The sequence below is a fragment of the Leucothrix pacifica genome (assembly GCF_003172875.1).
GTDB classification, from domain to species: Bacteria; Pseudomonadota; Gammaproteobacteria; order Thiotrichales; family Thiotrichaceae; genus Leucothrix; species Leucothrix pacifica.
This window is the reverse complement of sequence record NZ_QGKM01000125.1, coordinates 1-18,258: the sequence shown is the minus strand read 5'-3', so window position 1 is coordinate 18,258 and position 18,258 is coordinate 1. Positions and strand designations below refer to the sequence as shown.

Annotated in this window: 17 protein-coding genes; 8 read left to right on the top strand and 9 right to left on the bottom strand. The window is 47.0% G+C overall.

Features of this window, described 5'->3' with window-relative positions:
* Positions 1–232 precede the first annotated feature (232 nt).
* Positions 233–667, bottom strand: coding sequence for a hypothetical protein (locus tag DKW60_RS23105; RefSeq protein ID WP_109840005.1), 435 nt, complete (start codon positions 665–667; stop codon positions 233–235).
* 135 nt (positions 668–802) lie between these two features.
* Positions 803–1,468 (bottom strand): response regulator, encoded by a 666-nt coding sequence (locus DKW60_RS23100; RefSeq protein WP_109840004.1) that lies wholly within the window; start codon positions 1,466–1,468, stop codon positions 803–805.
* Positions 1,469–1,487: 19 nt separating this feature from the next.
* On the opposite strand from DKW60_RS23100, the gene DKW60_RS23095 reads away from it, so the two are divergent.
* On the top strand, positions 1,488–3,458 hold the full coding sequence (locus DKW60_RS23095) for a sensor histidine kinase (protein WP_181389866.1): 1,971 nt from the start codon (positions 1,488–1,490) through the stop codon (positions 3,456–3,458).
* A gap of 170 nt (positions 3,459–3,628) precedes the next feature.
* The gene (locus DKW60_RS23090) at positions 3,629–3,841 is read left to right on the top strand and encodes a hypothetical protein (RefSeq protein WP_109840002.1); all 213 of its coding nucleotides are present in this window, start codon (positions 3,629–3,631) and stop codon (positions 3,839–3,841) included.
* A 1-nt stretch (position 3,842) separates the two neighbouring features.
* On the opposite strand, the gene kdgR is transcribed toward DKW60_RS23090, so the two are convergent.
* Positions 3,843–4,628, bottom strand: a complete 786-nt coding sequence (kdgR, locus tag DKW60_RS23085) for a DNA-binding transcriptional regulator KdgR (protein ID WP_109840006.1) — start codon at positions 4,626–4,628, stop codon at positions 3,843–3,845.
* Between the two features lie 191 nt (positions 4,629–4,819).
* Between kdgR and DKW60_RS23080 the strand changes: the two genes are divergently transcribed.
* Positions 4,820–5,461, top strand: a complete 642-nt coding sequence (locus DKW60_RS23080) for an RpiB/LacA/LacB family sugar-phosphate isomerase (protein ID WP_109840001.1) — start codon at positions 4,820–4,822, stop codon at positions 5,459–5,461.
* Positions 5,462–5,543: 82 nt separating this feature from the next.
* Here DKW60_RS23080 and DKW60_RS23075 read toward each other — a convergent pair whose 3' ends face one another.
* From DKW60_RS23075 to DKW60_RS24190, 4 genes are all read right to left on the bottom strand, one after another.
* Positions 5,544–6,095: an Lcl C-terminal domain-containing protein gene (locus tag DKW60_RS23075; protein WP_109840000.1), complete on the bottom strand. Its 552-nt coding sequence runs from the start codon at positions 6,093–6,095 to the stop codon at positions 5,544–5,546.
* Positions 6,096–6,100: 5 nt separating this feature from the next.
* Positions 6,101–7,855, bottom strand: coding sequence for an Ig-like domain-containing protein (locus DKW60_RS23070; protein ID WP_109839999.1), 1,755 nt, complete (start codon positions 7,853–7,855; stop codon positions 6,101–6,103).
* 286 nt (positions 7,856–8,141) lie between these two features.
* Complete coding sequence (locus DKW60_RS24195; protein ID WP_219988900.1) at positions 8,142–9,521, bottom strand: glycine cleavage T C-terminal barrel domain-containing protein; 1,380 nt, start codon at positions 9,519–9,521, stop codon at positions 8,142–8,144.
* A complete protein-coding gene (locus DKW60_RS24190) occupies positions 9,484–10,563 on the bottom strand; it encodes an NAD(P)/FAD-dependent oxidoreductase (RefSeq protein ID WP_219988899.1) in 1,080 nt (359 codons plus the stop codon). Before DKW60_RS24190 ends, DKW60_RS24195 begins: the two co-directional genes overlap by 38 nt.
* A 144-nt stretch (positions 10,564–10,707) precedes the next feature.
* Between DKW60_RS24190 and gcvA the strand changes: the two genes are divergently transcribed.
* The 5 genes from gcvA (at position 10,708) to DKW60_RS23040 (ending at position 15,266) form a co-directional block, all read left to right on the top strand.
* Complete coding sequence (gene gcvA, locus DKW60_RS23060; protein ID WP_109839998.1) at positions 10,708–11,589, top strand: transcriptional regulator GcvA; 882 nt, start codon at positions 10,708–10,710, stop codon at positions 11,587–11,589.
* A gap of 69 nt (positions 11,590–11,658) precedes the next feature.
* Positions 11,659–12,114: a homoprotocatechuate degradation operon regulator HpaR gene (gene hpaR, locus DKW60_RS23055; protein WP_109839997.1), complete on the top strand. Its 456-nt coding sequence runs from the start codon at positions 11,659–11,661 to the stop codon at positions 12,112–12,114.
* Between the two features lie 153 nt (positions 12,115–12,267).
* Positions 12,268–12,726, top strand: a complete 459-nt coding sequence (locus tag DKW60_RS23050) for an ankyrin repeat domain-containing protein (RefSeq protein WP_109839996.1) — start codon at positions 12,268–12,270, stop codon at positions 12,724–12,726.
* 178 nt (positions 12,727–12,904) lie between these two features.
* On the top strand, positions 12,905–14,062 hold the full coding sequence (locus DKW60_RS23045; protein ID WP_109839995.1) for a DesA family fatty acid desaturase: 1,158 nt from the start codon (positions 12,905–12,907) through the stop codon (positions 14,060–14,062).
* Between the two features lie 295 nt (positions 14,063–14,357).
* Positions 14,358–15,266, top strand: coding sequence for a LysR substrate-binding domain-containing protein (locus DKW60_RS23040; protein ID WP_109839994.1), 909 nt, complete (start codon positions 14,358–14,360; stop codon positions 15,264–15,266).
* 111 nt (positions 15,267–15,377) lie between these two features.
* Here the strand turns inward: DKW60_RS23040 and tyrS are convergent, their stop codons facing one another.
* Together tyrS and DKW60_RS23030 are read right to left on the bottom strand one after the other, a co-directional pair.
* A complete protein-coding gene (tyrS, locus tag DKW60_RS23035) occupies positions 15,378–16,649 on the bottom strand; it encodes a tyrosine--tRNA ligase (protein ID WP_109839993.1) in 1,272 nt (423 codons plus the stop codon).
* Between the two features lie 120 nt (positions 16,650–16,769).
* Positions 16,770–17,903 (bottom strand): sensor domain-containing diguanylate cyclase, encoded by a 1,134-nt coding sequence (locus tag DKW60_RS23030; protein ID WP_109839992.1) that lies wholly within the window; start codon positions 17,901–17,903, stop codon positions 16,770–16,772.
* Positions 17,904–18,258 lie beyond the last annotated feature (355 nt).

Genomic DNA, 18,258 nt, shown 5'->3' with positions numbered 1-18,258 from the left:
CCCAACTGAGGATTTTAGGATAAACGCTTCGACTCCTTCGTCGTAAGGCGCTTATTCTGCACTATCCTTTACTTGCTGCTTAGGTGGTGGCGGTGAGTGTTTTGGCTTCTTCGTCGCAAGGTGCTTACTATGCACTATGCTTTGTTAGTTGTTTGGTTAAGGGAATAAAGTAATCCGGCTAATCAAGGGTTCTTTCCCAATTAGCCGGATTTGTTGCAATGGAAAGGTGATATTAGCGAAGTTGCATGACAAATTCAGAGTCGCGCTCACAGAGTTTGCTGGTGGAGGTGTGGGTTTTTCTGACGGTTTTATAGGTCCAGCGTTTTAAAAGTTTGCTGTATTTCTTCTTGGCGCGGTACTTGTATTTCACTTTAACTTTGACGGGCTGGCCGTTGACTCTTTCGAGGTTGCGGTTGATTTGCCAGGTGCGGTTGTTGCTCAGTGGCGTATTGGGCACTGGCTCTGAGCGCCATTTACCACTTTCAGAATCCCAGTAGTCCAGATCGGTGATGGTGATGTGTTTGTTCGTTAGGTTTTTGGCTTCGATGTGGACGTCTTTACAGGCTTTCGCCATCGCAGGTGCTGCGCCGAGTGTGCTGAGTAAAATGATAGCGCCTAGTGATAGAGCCGCTTTTTTTACGTTTGATGTAGTGTGAATTGATGACATGTTGTTACCTCGCTTTGGTGTGTTGAAACAGTGATTACAAGGTAACAATCTGACGAACCGCAGGGTATGGGGTGAATCCCCCATATGGTGAAATTATCGGATGCGTTATTCTGGACTCATTGTTTAAACATGGGATTACAACAAATGATCCGGGTCGATCAAACCTTCACGAAAAGCATAGGCCAGCAGCTCAGCCACCGAGTGAACGCCGAGTTTATCCATCAGACTGGTGCGGTGTTTGTCGACGGTTTTCGGACTAATCACCAATTGCTGGGCAATTTCTTTATTGGTTTTACCCGCCACGATCATATTCAGAATTTGTTGTTCGCGTCCGGTCAGTGCGGGTGTGTTTTGTTGAGCTTGCAGCGCTTCATCAAAACTACTGGCGATATAGCGACCGCCATTCAAAATCAACGGCAGGTTTTGATACAGCTCATTCAGGTCAGAGCCTTTGGAAAACAAACCGACAATACCAGTATTCAAGAGTTGAGCGATCAGTCCGGGTGCGTGAATGCCGGTCAGAATCACGATGCGAGTGTCAGGGCTCCAACGTTGAATATCATTGACCACCTCCGCACCACCGGCCAATGGCATCGAGATATCCAGCAGCAATATATCGGGCTGATGAATCTTCACTTCCGCCAACGCTTCCAGACCGTTTTCTGCTTCGGCGACAACGCTGATACCTTGCGGAGTAACCAAGCCGGGACTTTCCAATGCAACCTTCAAACCTTGCCGTACAATCTGATGATCGTCGGCAATAATGGCGGTCGGTACATTGCTGGGTTGAGAGCTGCTCATGAATAAATCGGATTCCCTGATGACTCGATTAAATATAGCCTATCGTTTGCTGTTTGGCATTAGCTTGCTGATGATGTGCCTGCTCAGTCCGCTGTCGGCTGATGGGATAACGCCTGTTGAGAGTAATGGCATCAGCGTTACGCAATATTGGTTTGAAGATCACGATATAACGCTGACCTCCCAAGAAGCGCTGGAAGTATTTAAACAAGGCGATGCTGTGCCGCTTAATCACAGCGTTTTTCAGTTAGGTAATGAACTCGCGCAAGCTTGGGTGCTGATCAGCATTCACAATCAAAGCACTGATAGCGCCCAATTGCGATTGCTCACTGGTGCGCCTTATAGTCGGCTGTTAAAAGCTGAGTTAGTGGGTGCGCGGCCACGGATTTTGATTGATGAGCATGAGGAGCAACCGTTTGCCGCGCGTAATAATACCTTTCGCTTATTGAATTCAGAAGGCTTTCAGCTGGCCGCTGATGAGACCGCTGAAGTGCTGATTCAAACCCTTGTTGAAGGACCGTCATATCTGCCGTTTACAATACTGACTGCCGATGAGTTCGCGCAGATACAACAAACGGATGGAGTATTTGGTGCGTTGTTTTATGGTTTCACCGCAACGCTTGGGCTATTGTTTTTACTGTTTAGTATCGCCGTTCGCCATCGCATCGCCTTGTTGTATGCCGGTCTGTTTTTACTGGGGCTGGTCGCCATGTCAGATATTGATGGCTATGCCTTTAAGTTCCTTTGGCCGAATAGTCCAGATTGGAATCACTTCTCACCGATGGTGATATTACCGTTGTTGAATGGCTTAGGTTTTTTCATTATCCATCAGTTGATTAGCAGTGTGGATGCGGCAAAACATACACTGATGCACAAGGCTGCCTTGGTGATGGCGGTGATTAGTTTGCTGATTCCTTTATTACTCCCCATTGTGCCATTTTCCACACTGATTCAACTGCAAAACCTGATCGCTATCCCTGCGTTTTTGCTCCAACCCATCGCCTTTACTTCGTGGTTACACCTTGGACGTCGCAGCTATATCAGTTTGTTTGCACTGCTAATGATTGCTCTGATAATTGTCGGATTGGTAGCGACGGTGTTTATTGACGTCGCTCTGCCTACTTGGTTGATGGAGCACTTGCACCACTTCGCTTATGTCGTGGTCGGCGTGATGGTGATGGGGATTATTACCGTGCAACTAATGGGCCTGCACAAAGATCAACAAGCCGCACTAAAGCGAGAGCTGGCACTCGCCCAGAAAAACGCACAAATGAATCAAGACCTGTTAAATGCAGAGAAAAACTTTGCCCGTGCACAGCGTCTGGCCAGTCAACATAAACAGCGGTTGGCTACTGCATCCCACGACTTGAGACAACCGATTATGTCATTACGCTCCAGCATCGACGCCATAGCTCAGAACCAAACCACCGAAGTTCGCCAGCAGTTGGGAGATGCCTTTCTATATCTTGAAGAGCTGTGTAATCGTCATTTGCAACATGCCCAAACGGATGACTCAGGCGCGAGCCTTGGTGAAGAAGAGGCGACAGCCTCGGTTGAAGCTTATCCGGCATCGCTGATTTTAAACACGGTACAACGCATGTTTAGCAAAGAGGCGATAAGTCGAGGTATTGAGCTACGCAAGGTTGACTGCTCGGTGATGCTGACTACTGAGCCTTTGGTGTTGATGCGGATTATTTCAAACCTAACGGCGAATGCGATTAAGCATCACTCGGGTGTTGATGGAGCTAAGGTTTTGCTGGGTTGCCGGCGGCTGGAAAATGGGCTGAAGATTTTGGTTTGTGATAACGGAGCAGGGATGAGTACTGGGAAGATTGAGGCGTGTTTGTTGCCGTACCACAAGGGCGATGAATCGGAAGGTGAGGGGCTTGGTTTAGCGATTGTGCAGCAGTTGGCGACGGAGCATGATTTGAGGTTAGAGTTGCGGTCTGAGCTTGGAAAAGGGAGTTGCTTTGGGATAGTTACTAAAGTCTGACCTTGGTCGGATGAGTTGCCTTGGGATTACCACCAAAGTTTGATCTTGGCCGGGAAGCTAAACCCAATCTCACCTCTTGTCAGAGAGTCTTTGCCATTAATGTGAGCAACACTCGCGGCTTATCTCGTAGATTTTTAGAGTGGTGCATCAATCACGGCTTAGGAAAAATCATGGATCGAAAATACACAACGGCAGTCGATAGCGACGGGCAATTCAGAGTTCGTCAAATGGGCTTGATCAGTGCCTGTGGCTTATTGACTGCGTTTGCTTTGGCGACGTTCAGTCATCAGAATCCGGCTAATCCTCATCAATTGCATAATATGTCTGTGTTTGAAATCGGACTCTCCAGCGATGCGGGCAGTTCAGCGCTTAGAAATCGGTGAGCTAGCTAGTAGGATAATCCCCAAACCCAAGACCTTCCGAAATCCGGCGACCCGCCTGATGTAGCATCGAAATATATTGCGCTTTGCGATCCGCATCAAAGCGAATAGTTGGAAATGATATGGAAAGTCCGGCAATTACATTGCCAAGTCTGTCGTAAATTGGCGCTGCAATGCAATGTAGACCTGGCTCCTGCTCTTCCTGATCTTCCGCATAATGTTGTTGGCGTACGAGTGCCAACTCATCCATCAACTGTGCAATGTTGTCGTGGGTTTTTTCGGTGTGTTTTACAAACTCAACATCTCTAAGCGTTTGCTGGACCATGTTATCCGGCAACCCAGCCAGTAGTACTTTGCCAATCGCCGTACTATACAGCGGGTTTCGTCGACCAATGCGGGATTGCATGCGCAGGTCATAATTCGAGTCGATTTTGTGAATATAAACAATCGAATCCTCATCCAGCGCCCCAAGGTGCAGCGCTTCATTGGTCGCAGCTGAGAGAGTGCGCATTTCCTTATCGGCCAAGGCAATTAAGTCCACATCTTTTAACGACATCGCGCCCAGTTCAAACAATTTGATAGTTAGCGAGTATTTATCAGCGTCATCCACTTGCGTGACGTAACCCAGTGTTTTCATGGTTTGCAGAAAGCGGTAAGTCGTGGCCTTCGACATCATCAGGCGCTGAGAAAGCTCAGATACGCCCTGCTTACCTTCTTCTCCCAGAGCCTGCAAAATATTGAATACTTTTAAGACGGAGGAAACTGCCTCGGGCTGTGTAGTTTTGTCCACAATCATCACCGGATAAAAATGAGATGACTGACTATACCGGATGCCGTCAGTGAATTCATTTTTTATGAAATGGCATTTTAAAAAATGCAAAGCGTAAAATGAAACGCTGTTTTATTTTTATTGAAGTGTATTTTGTTTTTAGTTACTGTTGTAAACATTGATACCTAACAAATACATCGGGAGAGTGAGAAATGAAGATTGCATTAATGATGGAAAATAGTCAGGCGGCTAAGAATGCTGGGGTTTGGGGTGAGTTACAGACCGTTTCTAAAACCAGTGGCGATGAGGTCTTCAATGTTGGTATGAGCGATGAAAATGATCATCACCTGACTTACATTCATCTAGGAATCATGGCTAGCTTGCTGTTGAACTCGAAGGCGGTTGATTTTGTGGTGTCCGGTTGTGGTACTGGCCAAGGTGCAATGATGTCTCTTAATATTCACCCGGGTGTGGTCTGTGGTTACTGCATCGAGCCATCGGATGCCTTTTTGTTTAATCAGATCAATAACGGCAATGCGCTGGCACTGGCATTTGCTAAAGGCTATGGCTGGGGTGCAGAACTCAACGTGCGCTACATCTTTGAAAAAGCTTTCACTACTGGTGAGCGTGGTATGGGCTACCCATTGGAACGCGCAGCACCGCAACAACAAAACGCCAGTTTACTGGATGATGTGAAAGCTGCCGTGGTCAAAGAAAACTACTTGGATACACTGAAATCGATTGATCAGGAACTCGTCAAAACAGCCGTCTCAGGCGAGCGATTCCAAGCCTGCTTCTTCGAAAACTGTCAGGACGACGAAATCGCCAGCTACGTAAAATCCTTACTCAACTAAGTACTGCATAAGTCAGTTGGTATCGCGGAATAAGCGTCTCCCGACAAAGGAGACGAGTCTTTGCGCGATACCAACTGACCGTCTACTTTGTTTCAGGTAGAAAGTCTTTCACAAATCTAACTGCTTTTAAGTCCGTTTTATAATCCAATAAGTTGACGCCACTGGATGCGCCGATACTCCAGGCTCTGTTGGGATATTCACCAATGACCGTTCCAAACGCAGTATCAAGATCTAGCCGCTTAACCACGGTCGATGTCCAAAAGCTCCAGTTTTCAAGGTGTGGAAACACCGTAATGTTGAGAGCTGGAAAATTGCAACTGAACTCCGAGATGCTGGCCAATTCTTTCAGATTGGGTACTCGCCAGCCTTCAGGTGCGGAGTCATGCGCTTCTTTCCAGTTTTTGGCGATCACACTAAAGTCGCATTGGCTGGTGGATTTATTCCAGACCTGTCCAAGCGGGCAGCGTTGCCAAACCAAGTTCGTGCGTTTATCAATAGCCACAGCCCCATCCAGTACGAAGCGTTCCGTTGGAGTGTGTTGATACAGCTGTGAGTGACAGGTTTGCGCCGCAGCTAAACTTCCGGAAAATAAAGCAATAGCAAGTCCTGCAAAATAGGTAATAGGTCGTTTCATAATGCTTATTCTCCGAGATGTGAAGTGTTGACCAAGCGTGTTGGGTTGCCATCGCCACGGCTGTTGCTAAGTATTTTTCCGCGTCTGAAATCGACTCCCATCATGGTGTAGCTAGTCTCTGACACGTTAGCCGTAAGCGACAAAGTCGAATAGCCGAGTATGCCGGATGTCGCGGTGCTGACCGTATTGGGGAAGAAGGTGCCATCAATGTATGTTGTAAAGCTTTTGTCGTAGTTCACCAGTGACATTAGCTCGCTTACATCCGGTAAGCGCCAGTTGTTCAGTCCGCAGAGGCCTTGTGCATTCACGCGGTTCACAAACGCTTCTGTGCTGCAATAAGTGCTCGGTTGCGTGTCTGAATTACCGAAGCAATCCGATGGGCGGAAGCTGCTGCCTTCTGTGACTTGCTCAATCCCACCATTGATTTCAGGATCGGTGCTGTACCAAAAGAATTTGTCATCCGCGCTATGTAAGCCTGCACTACCGACGCCACCACCGAGTCCTTGTTTGCTCTCCCAAATGAGACCGGTATGGTTGTCTTTCACACATGACCAAGCGGATGCAGATGCCGGTAAGGCATTACCGCCAGCGTCCAGTTTGGTAAAGCTGAAACCTGCCTCGCCATCGCTGTAATCATTGGCAGTGACGTCACGTCCCAGCATGGCATCCTGTCCTTGCGGGATCGGATCGCCGTCATTATCAGTCGTGGCGGAGCAATCACCCAGTGCATTGTCGTGATCTGCTTCATTGCCGAATTGCTTACCGGTGTAGTCACCACAAGTCGTCACGCCGGTATCATTCAGCGGGATGCGCGCAACGCTAATATTGCGACTGACATCAACGGTGACTTTGCTGCTGTTGGTGCGTCCCCAGGCGTCTGCAAAGACGTACCAAAACTCATCACTGCCGGTGTAGTTATAGCGTGGCGTATAGATGAGTTTGTCGCCATTGATTTCAATGCGCCCCCAGCGGATGGAGCTTTCATTAACGCTCTTAATTGACAGGCCTTCACCCACATCGTTTGCAAGTACATTGATAACAACGGGCGTATTGACGAAAGTTGACTCCGTATCCAGATTCGCTTGCGGCCACGCTTCCGGTGCCGTGGCATAATCTAATTTAACCGTGACTTTGGCCGAGTTGCTGCGGCCCCAGCTGTCCGTGAAAACGTACCAGAATGAGTCGGTATAAGGCCATTCTGCAACGGGGCGAAGGCTCTCGTAAGTAACTGTTTTCTGGTTGTCATTAATCTTGATCTTCCCGCCATTAGCGCTGTATTCATTGACCGAGGTAATGGTCAATCCGACGCCATCATCGTTGTTCAGTACCGAAAAACTAACCGGTTCCGGTAGGCTGACTTCAACAGAATCCGCAGTTGCTGTTGGCCATGCATCTGGCCGTTCTTCCGTATCGCTGTTTGGTGTGACATAGACCGTGACCTTAGCGGCATTTTTACGGCCTTGATTATCTTCAAAGGTATACCAAAAGCTATCATTACCCGTGAAACCTGCTTTTGGTGTGTAGGTGAGTGACTGTTTGTCTGCATCGAGCACTGCGCGTCCGCCTTCAACCGTCCAGTCATTCACGTGAGTCAGTGTGAGATCTTCACCGGTGTCATTGGCTAATACATAGATGGTCTTAGCCGTGTCGGTGCTTGTTGCTGCATTATCGGGGAGTGCCTCGGGCCAGCCATCGGCACTTACTGCGCCGGAGAGTGCGCACAACACAGCCAGACTTATCAGTCTTTGTTTTAATTCCATTTGTGATATCCCTATCTTTGTTAGAGAGATGATCTCTTACTTTTCTAACTGTAAAGGGATGCAGGAGAATTCAGAGTGACTGAAGATTGACGGCTGAGTTTATAGGATAGTCGGAAGCTTGTTAGAAAAACAAACTAGCCTAAGTAATCAAGGGTATTCGTTAGCGCATTGGGAATTGCGGAGTAAGAATCTACCATCATAAGGCTCAGTATTAGGGGTTCACCGTAATAGGGCATCAGGCGAAGCGTTTATGCTTCACCTAATGCCCCACCGCGAAGTATCTAAATCAAGTACCCCGCATCAATGCATTTTGCGGATCATAAAGCGCGTCCATTTCCACATGCGCTTCGCGACGACCAAGGCTGGTATCGACGCTCAGTTTCACATCCTGAGCGACTAATCCCTCCGGCACATAGGCAAACGCCAGACTCTTGCCCACGCGATGTCCATACGCACCACTGGTAATCACACCGACATGTTTGCCGTCGTGCATTACTGATTCATTACCAAAACATTCACACGGCACATCATCATCAAACGCCAGATAGGCCAATTTATATTTCAGTGGTTTGCTCTTAATCTCCCTTAGTTTATCCGCACCAAGGAAGTCTCGGCTCAGGTCAATAAAGCGGCCCATATCGGCTTCGATACCACTCATTTCTTCGGTGAACTCGTGACCGAATGCGCGGTAGGCTTTTTCCATGCGCATGCTGTTAAAGGCATAAGCACCGAAGTCACGCAGACCATAATCAGCACCAACACGCATTAGTGATTCATAGATAGAAATCAGCTGATAACTCGGCATGTGTAACTCAAAACCAAGCTCGCCGGCATAAGACACGCGCATCACTCTGACAGGGGCGCTATCCAGTGTGACCATTTTAGCGGCTAACCACGGGATGGATGCATTGGAGATATCATCCTGCGTCATTTCCTGAAGAATATTGCGCGACTCGGGGCCTGTGATCAGTACCGCCGCCATTGACTCCGTGACGTTTTTGATTTTTACGTCAAAATCACCAACATGTGACCCAAGCCAGTCCAGATCTTGTAGTTCTGCTGAGGTTGCACTATTGAGGTAGTAGTGCTGATTACTAATGCGCGTGACTGACATCTCCGCGCGAATGCCGCCGTTCTCACCGTGGAATAAAGTCAGTCCGATTCGTCCGTCTTTGCCCGGCAGTTTATTGGCAGATAACGAGTTTAAGAAAGCTTCGGCATCAGGGCCTTTGACATCAAATTTACTCGCACCAGACAGGTCGGTAATACCGGCTTTATCGCGTACGGCGAAGCACTCTTCAGCTACGGCAGCATGTGCTTCTGTGTGTGCCCAGCTCAGTGATTCACCACGGACTTCGTCAGTTTTAAACCAGTGTGGTTTCTCGTAGCCATTGACGACACCATGGACGCAGCCTTTGTCATTGAGCATGGCATAAAGCGGGCTGTGACGGGCAGGGCGGCCGTGTGGTCGGTTCTCATTGGGCGCGCCTGTGGCGTACATGTGCTCATAGGATTCGATGGCTTTGATGATGCCGTATTCTTTACCTGCCCATTTACCAAAGCGGCGGCTATCCAGCGGTGCCATATTGATTTCAGTTTGGCCGTAGACCATCCACTGCGCCATAAATTTACCGATACCCCCCCTGAGCAATACCGATACTAGCACCGCACAGATTCCAGAAATTGCGCAAGCCAGCTTGTGGGCCAACCAATGGATTATCATCCGGTGTGTGTGTGATTGGGCCGTTGATTACCGTCTTGATTCCGACTTCAGCAAAAGAAGGTGTCAGTTCCATACAGCGTTCAAGGAATGGCATCAGGCGCTCGACATCCGGCTCGAAGAGCTCGCGGTCAAACGACCAATCCATGCCATCCAGCGCCCAAGGCTTACAGCCGAAGGTTTCATAGGGGCCGACTAACAGACCTTTGCCTTCCTGTCGGATATAGCTCTCTGTATAGGAGTCGCGACACACTGGCAGTTCTTTGTCTAAGGTGCTGAGAACCGGCAGATCTTCGGTGACTAAGTATTGGTGTTCCAGATTGATAATGGGAACATCGACACCGACCATAGCGCCGACTTCACGGGAGAAGCAACCTGCTGCATTCACCACATGTTCTGCGATAATTGTGCCTTTGTCTGTGATCACTTCCCACTCGCCTGATGGCAATTGGTTGATGTCGGTGACTTGGGTGTAGCGATTGATTTCTGCCCCGTTTTTCTTAGCCAGTTGTGCCAGTGGCATGACTACAGAAGTTGGATCAACATGGCCGTCATCTGGGGTGTTCAAGATAATACGGGCTTTGCTGAAGTCCATTAGAGGATTAATTTTTTGTGCTTCTTCTTTGCTGACAAAGTCAAAGGCGCAGCCGATTTGTTTAGCGCGGCTGGCAAGGTTTTTAAACCATTGCTCTTCCAGTTCGGTAAAGCCGATGCGCAGACTACCAGTACGGTGGAAGGTTGACGCATCGCCGGTTTCTGCCGGAATAATTTTGTCGTACAGTTCCATGGTGTAGTGGTGGATCTGTGAGATCGTCATATTACCGTTGAAGCTGGGGCAAAGTCCTGCCGCGTGCCATGTTGAGCCGCTGGTTAACTCGCCTTTTTCGATGAGTGCGATATCGGTCCAGCCTTCTTTGGTCAGATGATAGAGGAGGTTTACGCCGAGTGATCCGCCGCCGATAATGACGACACGTGCATGTGATTTCAAAGTGGTTCCTCGCTGATAAGATGATGTTGAGGGAGTTTCCAACAATACCCAAATGATATTCTGTAATTCAGGGATTGTGTGCAAGCGATATCTATTGCTAGGATACATTAGAAAATGTAATGCATCATTCAGGACACGCATGTTATGAATCGACGAATTCCACCTTTGAATAGCCTACGCAGCTTTGAAGCGGCAGGCCGGCACTTGAGTTTTACCCGAGCGGCTGAGGAGTTGTGCGTGACTCAGGCAGCGATTAGTCATCAGGTGCGGGCGCTGGAGGAAAATTTGGGTGTTATTCTATTTAAGCGTTTGCCGCGTAAATTGGTGATGACGGCAGCGGGTTATGCCTTATTGCCAGAAATTACAGCGTCGCTGGATCGCATTGAAAGCGCTGTGCAGGAAGTTAAGCAGCGTGAGGGGATAAAGGAGCAAGGTTTAAGTATTCGGGTCGCACCATCGTTTGCCTCGACTTGGTTGTCTCCGCGACTCAAGGATTTTTGGCAAAAATATCCGGATATTAATTTACGTCTTTATCACTCTCATTTACCGGTGGAATTTGGCCAAACAGAGATTGATCTTGGCATCACCTATGGCGATGGTCGTTGGAAGGATGTGGAGGTTTACCCTTTACTAAAACTGGGCTTTTTTCCAGTTTGCTCGCCTGATTTATTGGAGGATGAGACGGTTGATTTACCTCGCTTATTATCCAGTTATAACTTGCTGCATGATGCGGATTATCGTTGTTGGAAAAGTTGGTTGGATGAAGCCGGTATTCAGGGCGTTAACGCCTACCGTGGTCAGGTTATCGATGACACCAATGTGTTGATACGTGCGGCTATCGATGGGCAGGGTATTGCCTTGGGTTCTGAGGTATTTGCCGCTGAATATCTGGAGTCCGGACAGTTGGTGCGTCTGTCAGATGAGACCTTGTGTAATGATGAGGCTTATTTCTTGGTGTGTCCTGAAGCGCATTTGCTGCGTGAGCCGGTGGCCACGTTTAAACAGTGGATATTATCACAGCTCTAGTAGGTCACTTGCGATGCGTCTTAGGTGTTAGTAAGCTTCCGAGGACTTGAGAAGCCGTCGGAAAGATAAATGAGTGTTGAGATCCAATATCGCAATTTACCAATGTTATTGCTGCAAACCCGTGAGCAGATTATCACGCATTTCCGACCCATTCTAAATCACTACGGTATCACGGAGCAGCAATGGCGCATTATTCGGGCTTTGCATGAGAAGCAGTCGATGGAGCCGCGTGAGTTGTGTCAGTTTTGCCAGATATTAAGCCCCAGTCTGACCGGAATTCTCAAGCGGATGGAAGAAATGGATCTGGTTGAGAAAAAAGGGATACCCGGTGATAAGCGGCGTCTAAAGATTAGTTTAACGGCGCAAGGTGAGCAGCTGATTGGGAAGATATCGCCGTTAATTAGTGAGCAATACCGTTACCTTGAAGAGGCGTATGGGCCGCAAGTGTTTGATCAGTTACAAAAAATCTTAGAACTATTTACTGAAAATGATCAAGTGACCGTCAATCAGGTTGATTTGATTTAAGTGCGTTGTCGCCTTTAGCGTCAAATTTACTACCTTTGTCTGAGTAGAGTTATCCCCTCTTATCAATGTTTGGGATACTTATGCGACCTATATGTAAAAGAGAATTTGTTTGTCGACACAAGTTCTTGTTTTTACAGAAATTAAGGAGTGAATATGACCCCCGTAAAACTATTTCTCGCAGCATTAGCTGTGGCCTTGATGCCCTCAATGACATCTGCCGACACTCAGCGAGAGCTTTCCCAAGAATTATTTGAGGCAGCCCATCTCGGCTATATGCCTATTGTGATTGATTTGGTTAGCCGTGGCGCTAATGTTAATTATATGAATGGCAGGCGTGAAACAGCGATGCATGGTGCGGCTTCTCGCGGTCATCTGCATGTTATTCAGTATTTAAGAGCACATCGCGCCTATCTTCATCCACGAACGGTTGAGAATTGGCTGCCACTGCATCATGCGGTTCGTTTTGGCCACGAAAATGTGGCTAACTACATGTTAGCAAATGGTGCACCGCTGTATTCACGTACCCGGACGGGGCAGACGGTATTTGATATTGCAGAAGCGACAGGAAATATTCGTATGCTGAATTTACTGGAGCGTTATCGTCGCCGTTAAAGACTAACAATTCAGTTCAATTCAATTATCACATTCGGTCGGTTTATTGCGCTAATAAGATGGATTGCGTTGATATCCGGCCTAGATAGTGGATGATGCTTGAATCAGCCCCGTCTACCTTGAATAGATGATATGTTTCTGTTTCAAAATAATATATCTGGATTGGTAGGAGAGAAATATGGGGTTTTTTCCCGACTTAGGCGTGTGGCAGCTAATTGGCCTTACGCTGGTTTTAACGCATATCACTATTGTTTCCGTCACGGTTTTTCTGCACCGTGCACAAGCACATGGCTCAGTTGAACTTGGGCCGGTTGCATCTCACTTTTTCCGCTTCTGGCTCTGGTTGACAACGGGTATTGTCACCATTGAGTGGGTCGCTATTCATCGTAAACATCATGCAAAATGTGAAACTGAAGATGATCCTCACAGCCCTCAGGTAAAGGGTTTGAACCGCGTTCTTTGGGGTGGTCTTGGTCTATATCGCGCTGAAGCGAGAAACCTTGAAACCTTAGAAAAATACGGACGCGGTACACCCAAAGATTGGCTGGAAGCGAATGTATACCGCAAATGGCCCAGTGCGGGTATCAGTTTGATGCTATTGATTGATGTGGCATGTTTTGGTTTGGCTGGGCTGGCCGTTTGGGCAGTTCAAATGTTGTGGATTCCATTTTGGGCAGCTGGTGTTATCAACGGTGTAGCGCACTTCTGGGGCTATCGTAATTGGAATACTCCGGATGCTGCCCGCAATATCTCACCGCTCGGTATCCTGATCGGTGGTGAAGAGTTGCACAATAATCATCATGCATTTGCTTCATCGGCGCGTCTTTCAAACAAGTGGTATGAGTTTGATATCGGGTGGTTTTATATTCGCCTGATGGAATTGCTGAAAATGGCAAAGGTTAAGAAAGTCGCACCTCGCCTTCGCATTAATCGCGAAAAACTGACGGTAGATCTGGAGACCATGAGTGCGGTGTTAGGTAATCGTTTACAGGTGATGTCTAACTTTGGCCGCCAAGTTGTACAGCCAGTGGTTAAGCAGGAGTTAGCGGCATTTAGCAAACTTGATCGTACTTTAGTAAAGCGTATGCTTAGTGGTGCTGTTGAATTTGATACTCAGACTAAAGAACGTTTGCAGGGTATTTTACGTGATAGCCCAGTGTTGCAGGCAGTGCATCATTCGCAGGAACAGCTGCATGAGTTGTGGGGACGAACGACTTCAAATCAGCAGGCGCGTTTGGAGTCACTTCAGCAGTGGATTCATGAAGCGGAAGAGACGGGGATTCAGGCTCTGCAAGAGTTTGCTCAGCGGATGCGTGGGTATTCTGTTGTTTCTTAATACGACCGCTTTTTGGCTCTGCATGTTTGTAGTGGGATAGTGATGAGATCCTTATCTACTGCGGAGTGTTGGCGTGAGTTACTCATCATCATTAGTGTGGCAGGCATTTTGTACGTTTCAATGGCGTTCTAAAGTGTTTCTGCCACTTTTTCGTTTTAGTATGACGGTTTTTAAAAAAATAAATTTCAAAACTTTTAAGCTTCAACCATTAAAAAATATTAGACCAATTCAGCACTTCGCTATACATTAGCCATTACCAACCTAACCACAATCAGCTCCAAGGAATGCCTTCACTATGGCACATCGCCTCCCAAATCTTAATTTATTACGTGCGTTTGAAGCCGCTGCGCGTCACAGGAGTTTCACCACTGCAGCAGAGGAGTTGTGTTTAACTCCGGCAGCTATTAGCCAGCAAGTCAGAGCGCTTGAGAATAACTTGGGCTTTTTATTGTTCGAGCGTTTGCCGCGGGGCGTTGCACTGACTCACATGGGTGCAGCCTATTTACCTCCCATTCGGCAAGCATTTGATGATATCTCTGCATCCACGGCGGGCTTGTTTGGTTTACGTGGAGAAAGCTCGGTCAAGCTGCGGGCGCCGATGTCTTTTAGTGTTTTAAATCTGGTGCCACGGCTGGCACGATTTAACGAAGAATATCCTGATATTGAGGTCAGACTAGGCTCATCGCTTTGGGCAGATGAAGTTGAAGCTGAAAGTTATGATATTGATATTCGGTTTGGCGATGGTAATTGGTCCGGGTATCACGCGGATCTGTTAGTAATGGAAGACTTTGTGCCTGTTTGTTCTCCGGATTTAGATCCTTTCCCAGAGGATCTAGCGGAGATGGCTGCAGGGAAATTGATCTCTGTTATGGGGAGTGAGGGAGCATGGTTAAGCGCTAAAGATGTTGCCGATATTGATGAGGTTAACCCTCGTCGTGTGCTGCGCGCAGATACCTATTTAGTGGCTGCTGAGCTAGCGGTTTCCGGGGCAGGTGCTTTAATGCTGCCAAGGAGTATGGCATTGCCCTTTATAGAAAGTGAGCGCTTGGTAATGCCGCTGGATATCAAGCTACCTATGAAAGGCTCCCACTATTTACTGCGAAAAGAAGATCATCGCAGAACAAAGCCTGAAGTTACTATTTTACAGCAATGGCTGCTAAATGATTATCAGCAAGATCAGGCAAATACTGAAGAGCTAGAGTAGTCTGAGTTAGTTAGCTGTTGCGCCTAACCTGTAATCAAAAAATAAACAGGCAGGACTTCTCCAAAATGATTCGGATGTCCTGCCTATAAACGAACGTTGAATTAGATGACCTTACTCAAGAATAACCAAAAACTTATTCTTCTTTCCTTTTTGTACCAGAATAAACTCGCCGTTTAGCAGATCCTTTTCGGTAATCTCACTGCCCTCAGCAACCTTCTCTTTATTAATGCTGATGCTATTGGCTTTCAGACTACGCATTGCCTCGCTTTTTGATGGCAGAATGCCGGTTTCAGTTGATAAGAAACTGACCATATCCAAAGAATCACCGTGAGAATCACGCTTCAGTGTATGTGTTGGTACACCTTCAAGGACTTCCAGTAGCTCTGACTTACTCAGTGCCATTAAGTCCTCTTTGCTGCCTTTAAATAATGCCTGTGACGCGCGAACGGCTTGATCATAAGCATCTCGGCTGTGAACCATGACCGTGATTTCTTCAGCGAGTTTTTGCTGGAGTGCTCTTAAGTGTGGCGCTTTTTCATGTTCAGCAATTAAGGCTTCAATCTCATCCATTGGCAACAAAGTGAAGCGCTTAATAAAGACGGCAGCATCCTCGTCTGTGGCATTCATCCAGAACTGGTAAAACTTATACGGACTGGTTTGATTAGGGTCTAGCCAGATATTGCCACCTTCACTTTTACCAAACTTAGAGCCATCCGCTTTAGTGATGAGCGGGCAGGTAAATGCAAATGCCTCGCCGCCATCCATACGACGGATCAACTCAGTACCAGCAGTAATATTACCCCACTGATCAGAACCACCCATCTGGATTTTGACGCCACCATTTTTGTACAGATGGTAAAAGTCATAGCCCTGAATAAGCTGGTATGAAAATTCAGTGAACGACAGGCCGGTTTCAACACGGCTTTTCACTGAATCCTTAGCCATCATGTAGTTAATGGTCAGGTGTTTACCGACATTGCGCAAGAAATCCAACGCGCCCATATCCTTAAACCAACTATAGTTGTTTTCCAAGCGGGCAGGGTTTGCTTCAGTATCGAAGTCCAGCAGCTTTTCCAGTTGTGCGCGTACGCCTTTCTGGTTGTGCAGTAAGGTTTCTTCATCCAGTAAATTACGCTCGGCACTTTTACCGGAAGGGTCACCGATCATACCGGTCGCACCACCAACCAAAGCAACAGGCGTGTGACCATACTTCTGCAGAAACACCAACAACATGATCGTGGCAAGGTTTCCAACGTGCATAGAATCAGCGGTTGGGTCCACACCAACATAAGCAGCCACTTTCTCTTTGGCCAGTAATTCTTCTGTACCAGGCATAATGTCCTGGATCATGCCGCGTTGTCTTAAGTCTTCGATCACATTCATGAGGTGTGCATACCTTGCGCTAATACCAATAACAGCGAACTTTGCCGCTATTTGGTCTGGCTTTCAAGCGTGGAATCAAATTCTTATGCTGAAACCCTCAAATAGTTGGTGATTAGGCTCCTACAAAGCTGTCGCTGCTGCTTTTTTATTGATGTCGACAATATTTGAAGGGCGTTTTCCTTTGTTTTTATAAAACATACAAACGCGGTCTCGTCCGGATGCTTTTGCGCGATATAGTGCACGATCAGCGCGGTCAACCACTTCCAGTGTACGAAGATTCTCTTTAACCTCGCAAATACCGATACTCACTGTTAAATCACCTGCCAATCCAAAGCTATGATTCCGTACTGCCATCCGGATCTCCTCGCCAATCTCTAAGGCTTTACCATTACCTGAATCAGGTAATAACACCATAAACTCTTCACCACCCCAGCGGCCCAATAAATCACGAGGTCTAATATTGTCACGTAGCACCTCAGCGATGCCTGATAAAACGGTGTCACCGACATTATGACCATAGTTATCATTGATGTGTTTGAAGTGATCAATATCGATAATCATCACAGAATACGTTTCCTGATAAACAGAATAACTGGCACGTTGTGCATGTAGCCCTTGGTCCAGTTTAACGCGGTTCCACAGTCCGGTGAGTTTGTCTGTAACCGAAAGTCTTCTGAGTTCTTTTCGCTCCAATAATATGCTCACTGCCGAGGAGCACATTTTGAGTAATCGGTCATGAAACGTAGAAGGTCTGCGTTGTTTAGCAGAAGATAATGCGAATGTACCTATAACGCGGCCATCACGATTATAAACGGGCATAGACCAGCAAGACTTAATCTCAAAACTATTTGCCAGATCACGTGCATTACGCCAACGATCATCGGTACTCGTGTCATTAACATAGGCTGGGCGGCCATGAGCAAAAGCCGTTGCGCAGGACCCATTACCTGAGTTTGGCAGTACGCCATACAGAAGATGGTGACTGTCTTCCGGAATACTGGGTGCACTGACCAGACTTAGAGATTCAGTGTTTGGATTGAGCAACATGATACTGGCAACCGAGCTTTCCAGCATGACCTCACTCAGTGTGCAAAGCTCGTCAAGGATATCGTTTTCCTTGCGGTCCTGAGCAATGAAGTTAAGGATTTTTTGTTGGATGTTAAGAATAGACTCGAACTGGTCGGTCGTTATTGCAGTCATCTCAACGCTGGGATCACCCGGCATAACGGGGTCTAAAAACTCATAGTTATTCATGACACTCACTCACTGTTGTCTCTATAGCCCAGTGGGGTACTGGGGAGGGTATTTTTATTATTATTGACGTTTGGGTGTCATTACCCTAGTAGACTATCCGGCATTTATCACCTTCTATCCGATGAGCGAGATACCGTTAATCGTTTTAATTTGTTTTTGTATAATAACAATACGCTCAGGATGTTTGTGTCGATGAATAATTTAGCTAAATAGATGGTAATTAAAAAAACTTCAATATAAATCAGTGAATTAAGTGACTTTTATTTAAAATATGTGGTCAGGAAATATGAGTAGTTGAAAATATCAGCACTCACTTTTCATTCAATAAAAGGAATTAGAGCTATGGTCAAGAGTA

Bases quoted from the DNA above. Each gene is read 5' to 3' on its own strand.
- DKW60_RS23080 (WP_109840001.1), top strand. From the start codon at position 4,820: ATGAAGATTGCATTAATGATGGAAAATAGTCAGGCGGCTAAGAATGCT.
- DKW60_RS23100 (WP_109840004.1), bottom strand. From the start codon at position 1,468: ATGAGCAGCTCTCAACCCAGCAATGTACCGACCGCCATTATTGCCGAC.
- DKW60_RS23030 (WP_109839992.1), bottom strand. From the start codon at position 17,903: ATGAATAACTATGAGTTTTTAGACCCCGTTATGCCGGGTGATCCCAGC.
- DKW60_RS23105 (WP_109840005.1), bottom strand. From the start codon at position 667: ATGTCATCAATTCACACTACATCAAACGTAAAAAAAGCGGCTCTATCA.
- tyrS (WP_109839993.1), bottom strand. From the start codon at position 16,649: ATGAATGTGATCGAAGACTTAAGACAACGCGGCATGATCCAGGACATT.
- DKW60_RS23050 (WP_109839996.1), top strand. From the start codon at position 12,268: ATGACCCCCGTAAAACTATTTCTCGCAGCATTAGCTGTGGCCTTGATG.
- DKW60_RS23090 (WP_109840002.1), top strand. From the start codon at position 3,629: ATGGATCGAAAATACACAACGGCAGTCGATAGCGACGGGCAATTCAGA.
- DKW60_RS23045 (WP_109839995.1), top strand. From the start codon at position 12,905: ATGGGGTTTTTTCCCGACTTAGGCGTGTGGCAGCTAATTGGCCTTACG.
- hpaR (WP_109839997.1), top strand. From the start codon at position 11,659: ATGAGTGTTGAGATCCAATATCGCAATTTACCAATGTTATTGCTGCAA.
- DKW60_RS23095 (WP_181389866.1), top strand. From the start codon at position 1,488: ATGACTCGATTAAATATAGCCTATCGTTTGCTGTTTGGCATTAGCTTG.
- DKW60_RS23070 (WP_109839999.1), bottom strand. From the start codon at position 7,855: ATGGAATTAAAACAAAGACTGATAAGTCTGGCTGTGTTGTGCGCACTC.
- DKW60_RS23075 (WP_109840000.1), bottom strand. From the start codon at position 6,095: ATGAAACGACCTATTACCTATTTTGCAGGACTTGCTATTGCTTTATTT.
- gcvA (WP_109839998.1), top strand. From the start codon at position 10,708: ATGAATCGACGAATTCCACCTTTGAATAGCCTACGCAGCTTTGAAGCG.
- DKW60_RS23040 (WP_109839994.1), top strand. From the start codon at position 14,358: ATGGCACATCGCCTCCCAAATCTTAATTTATTACGTGCGTTTGAAGCC.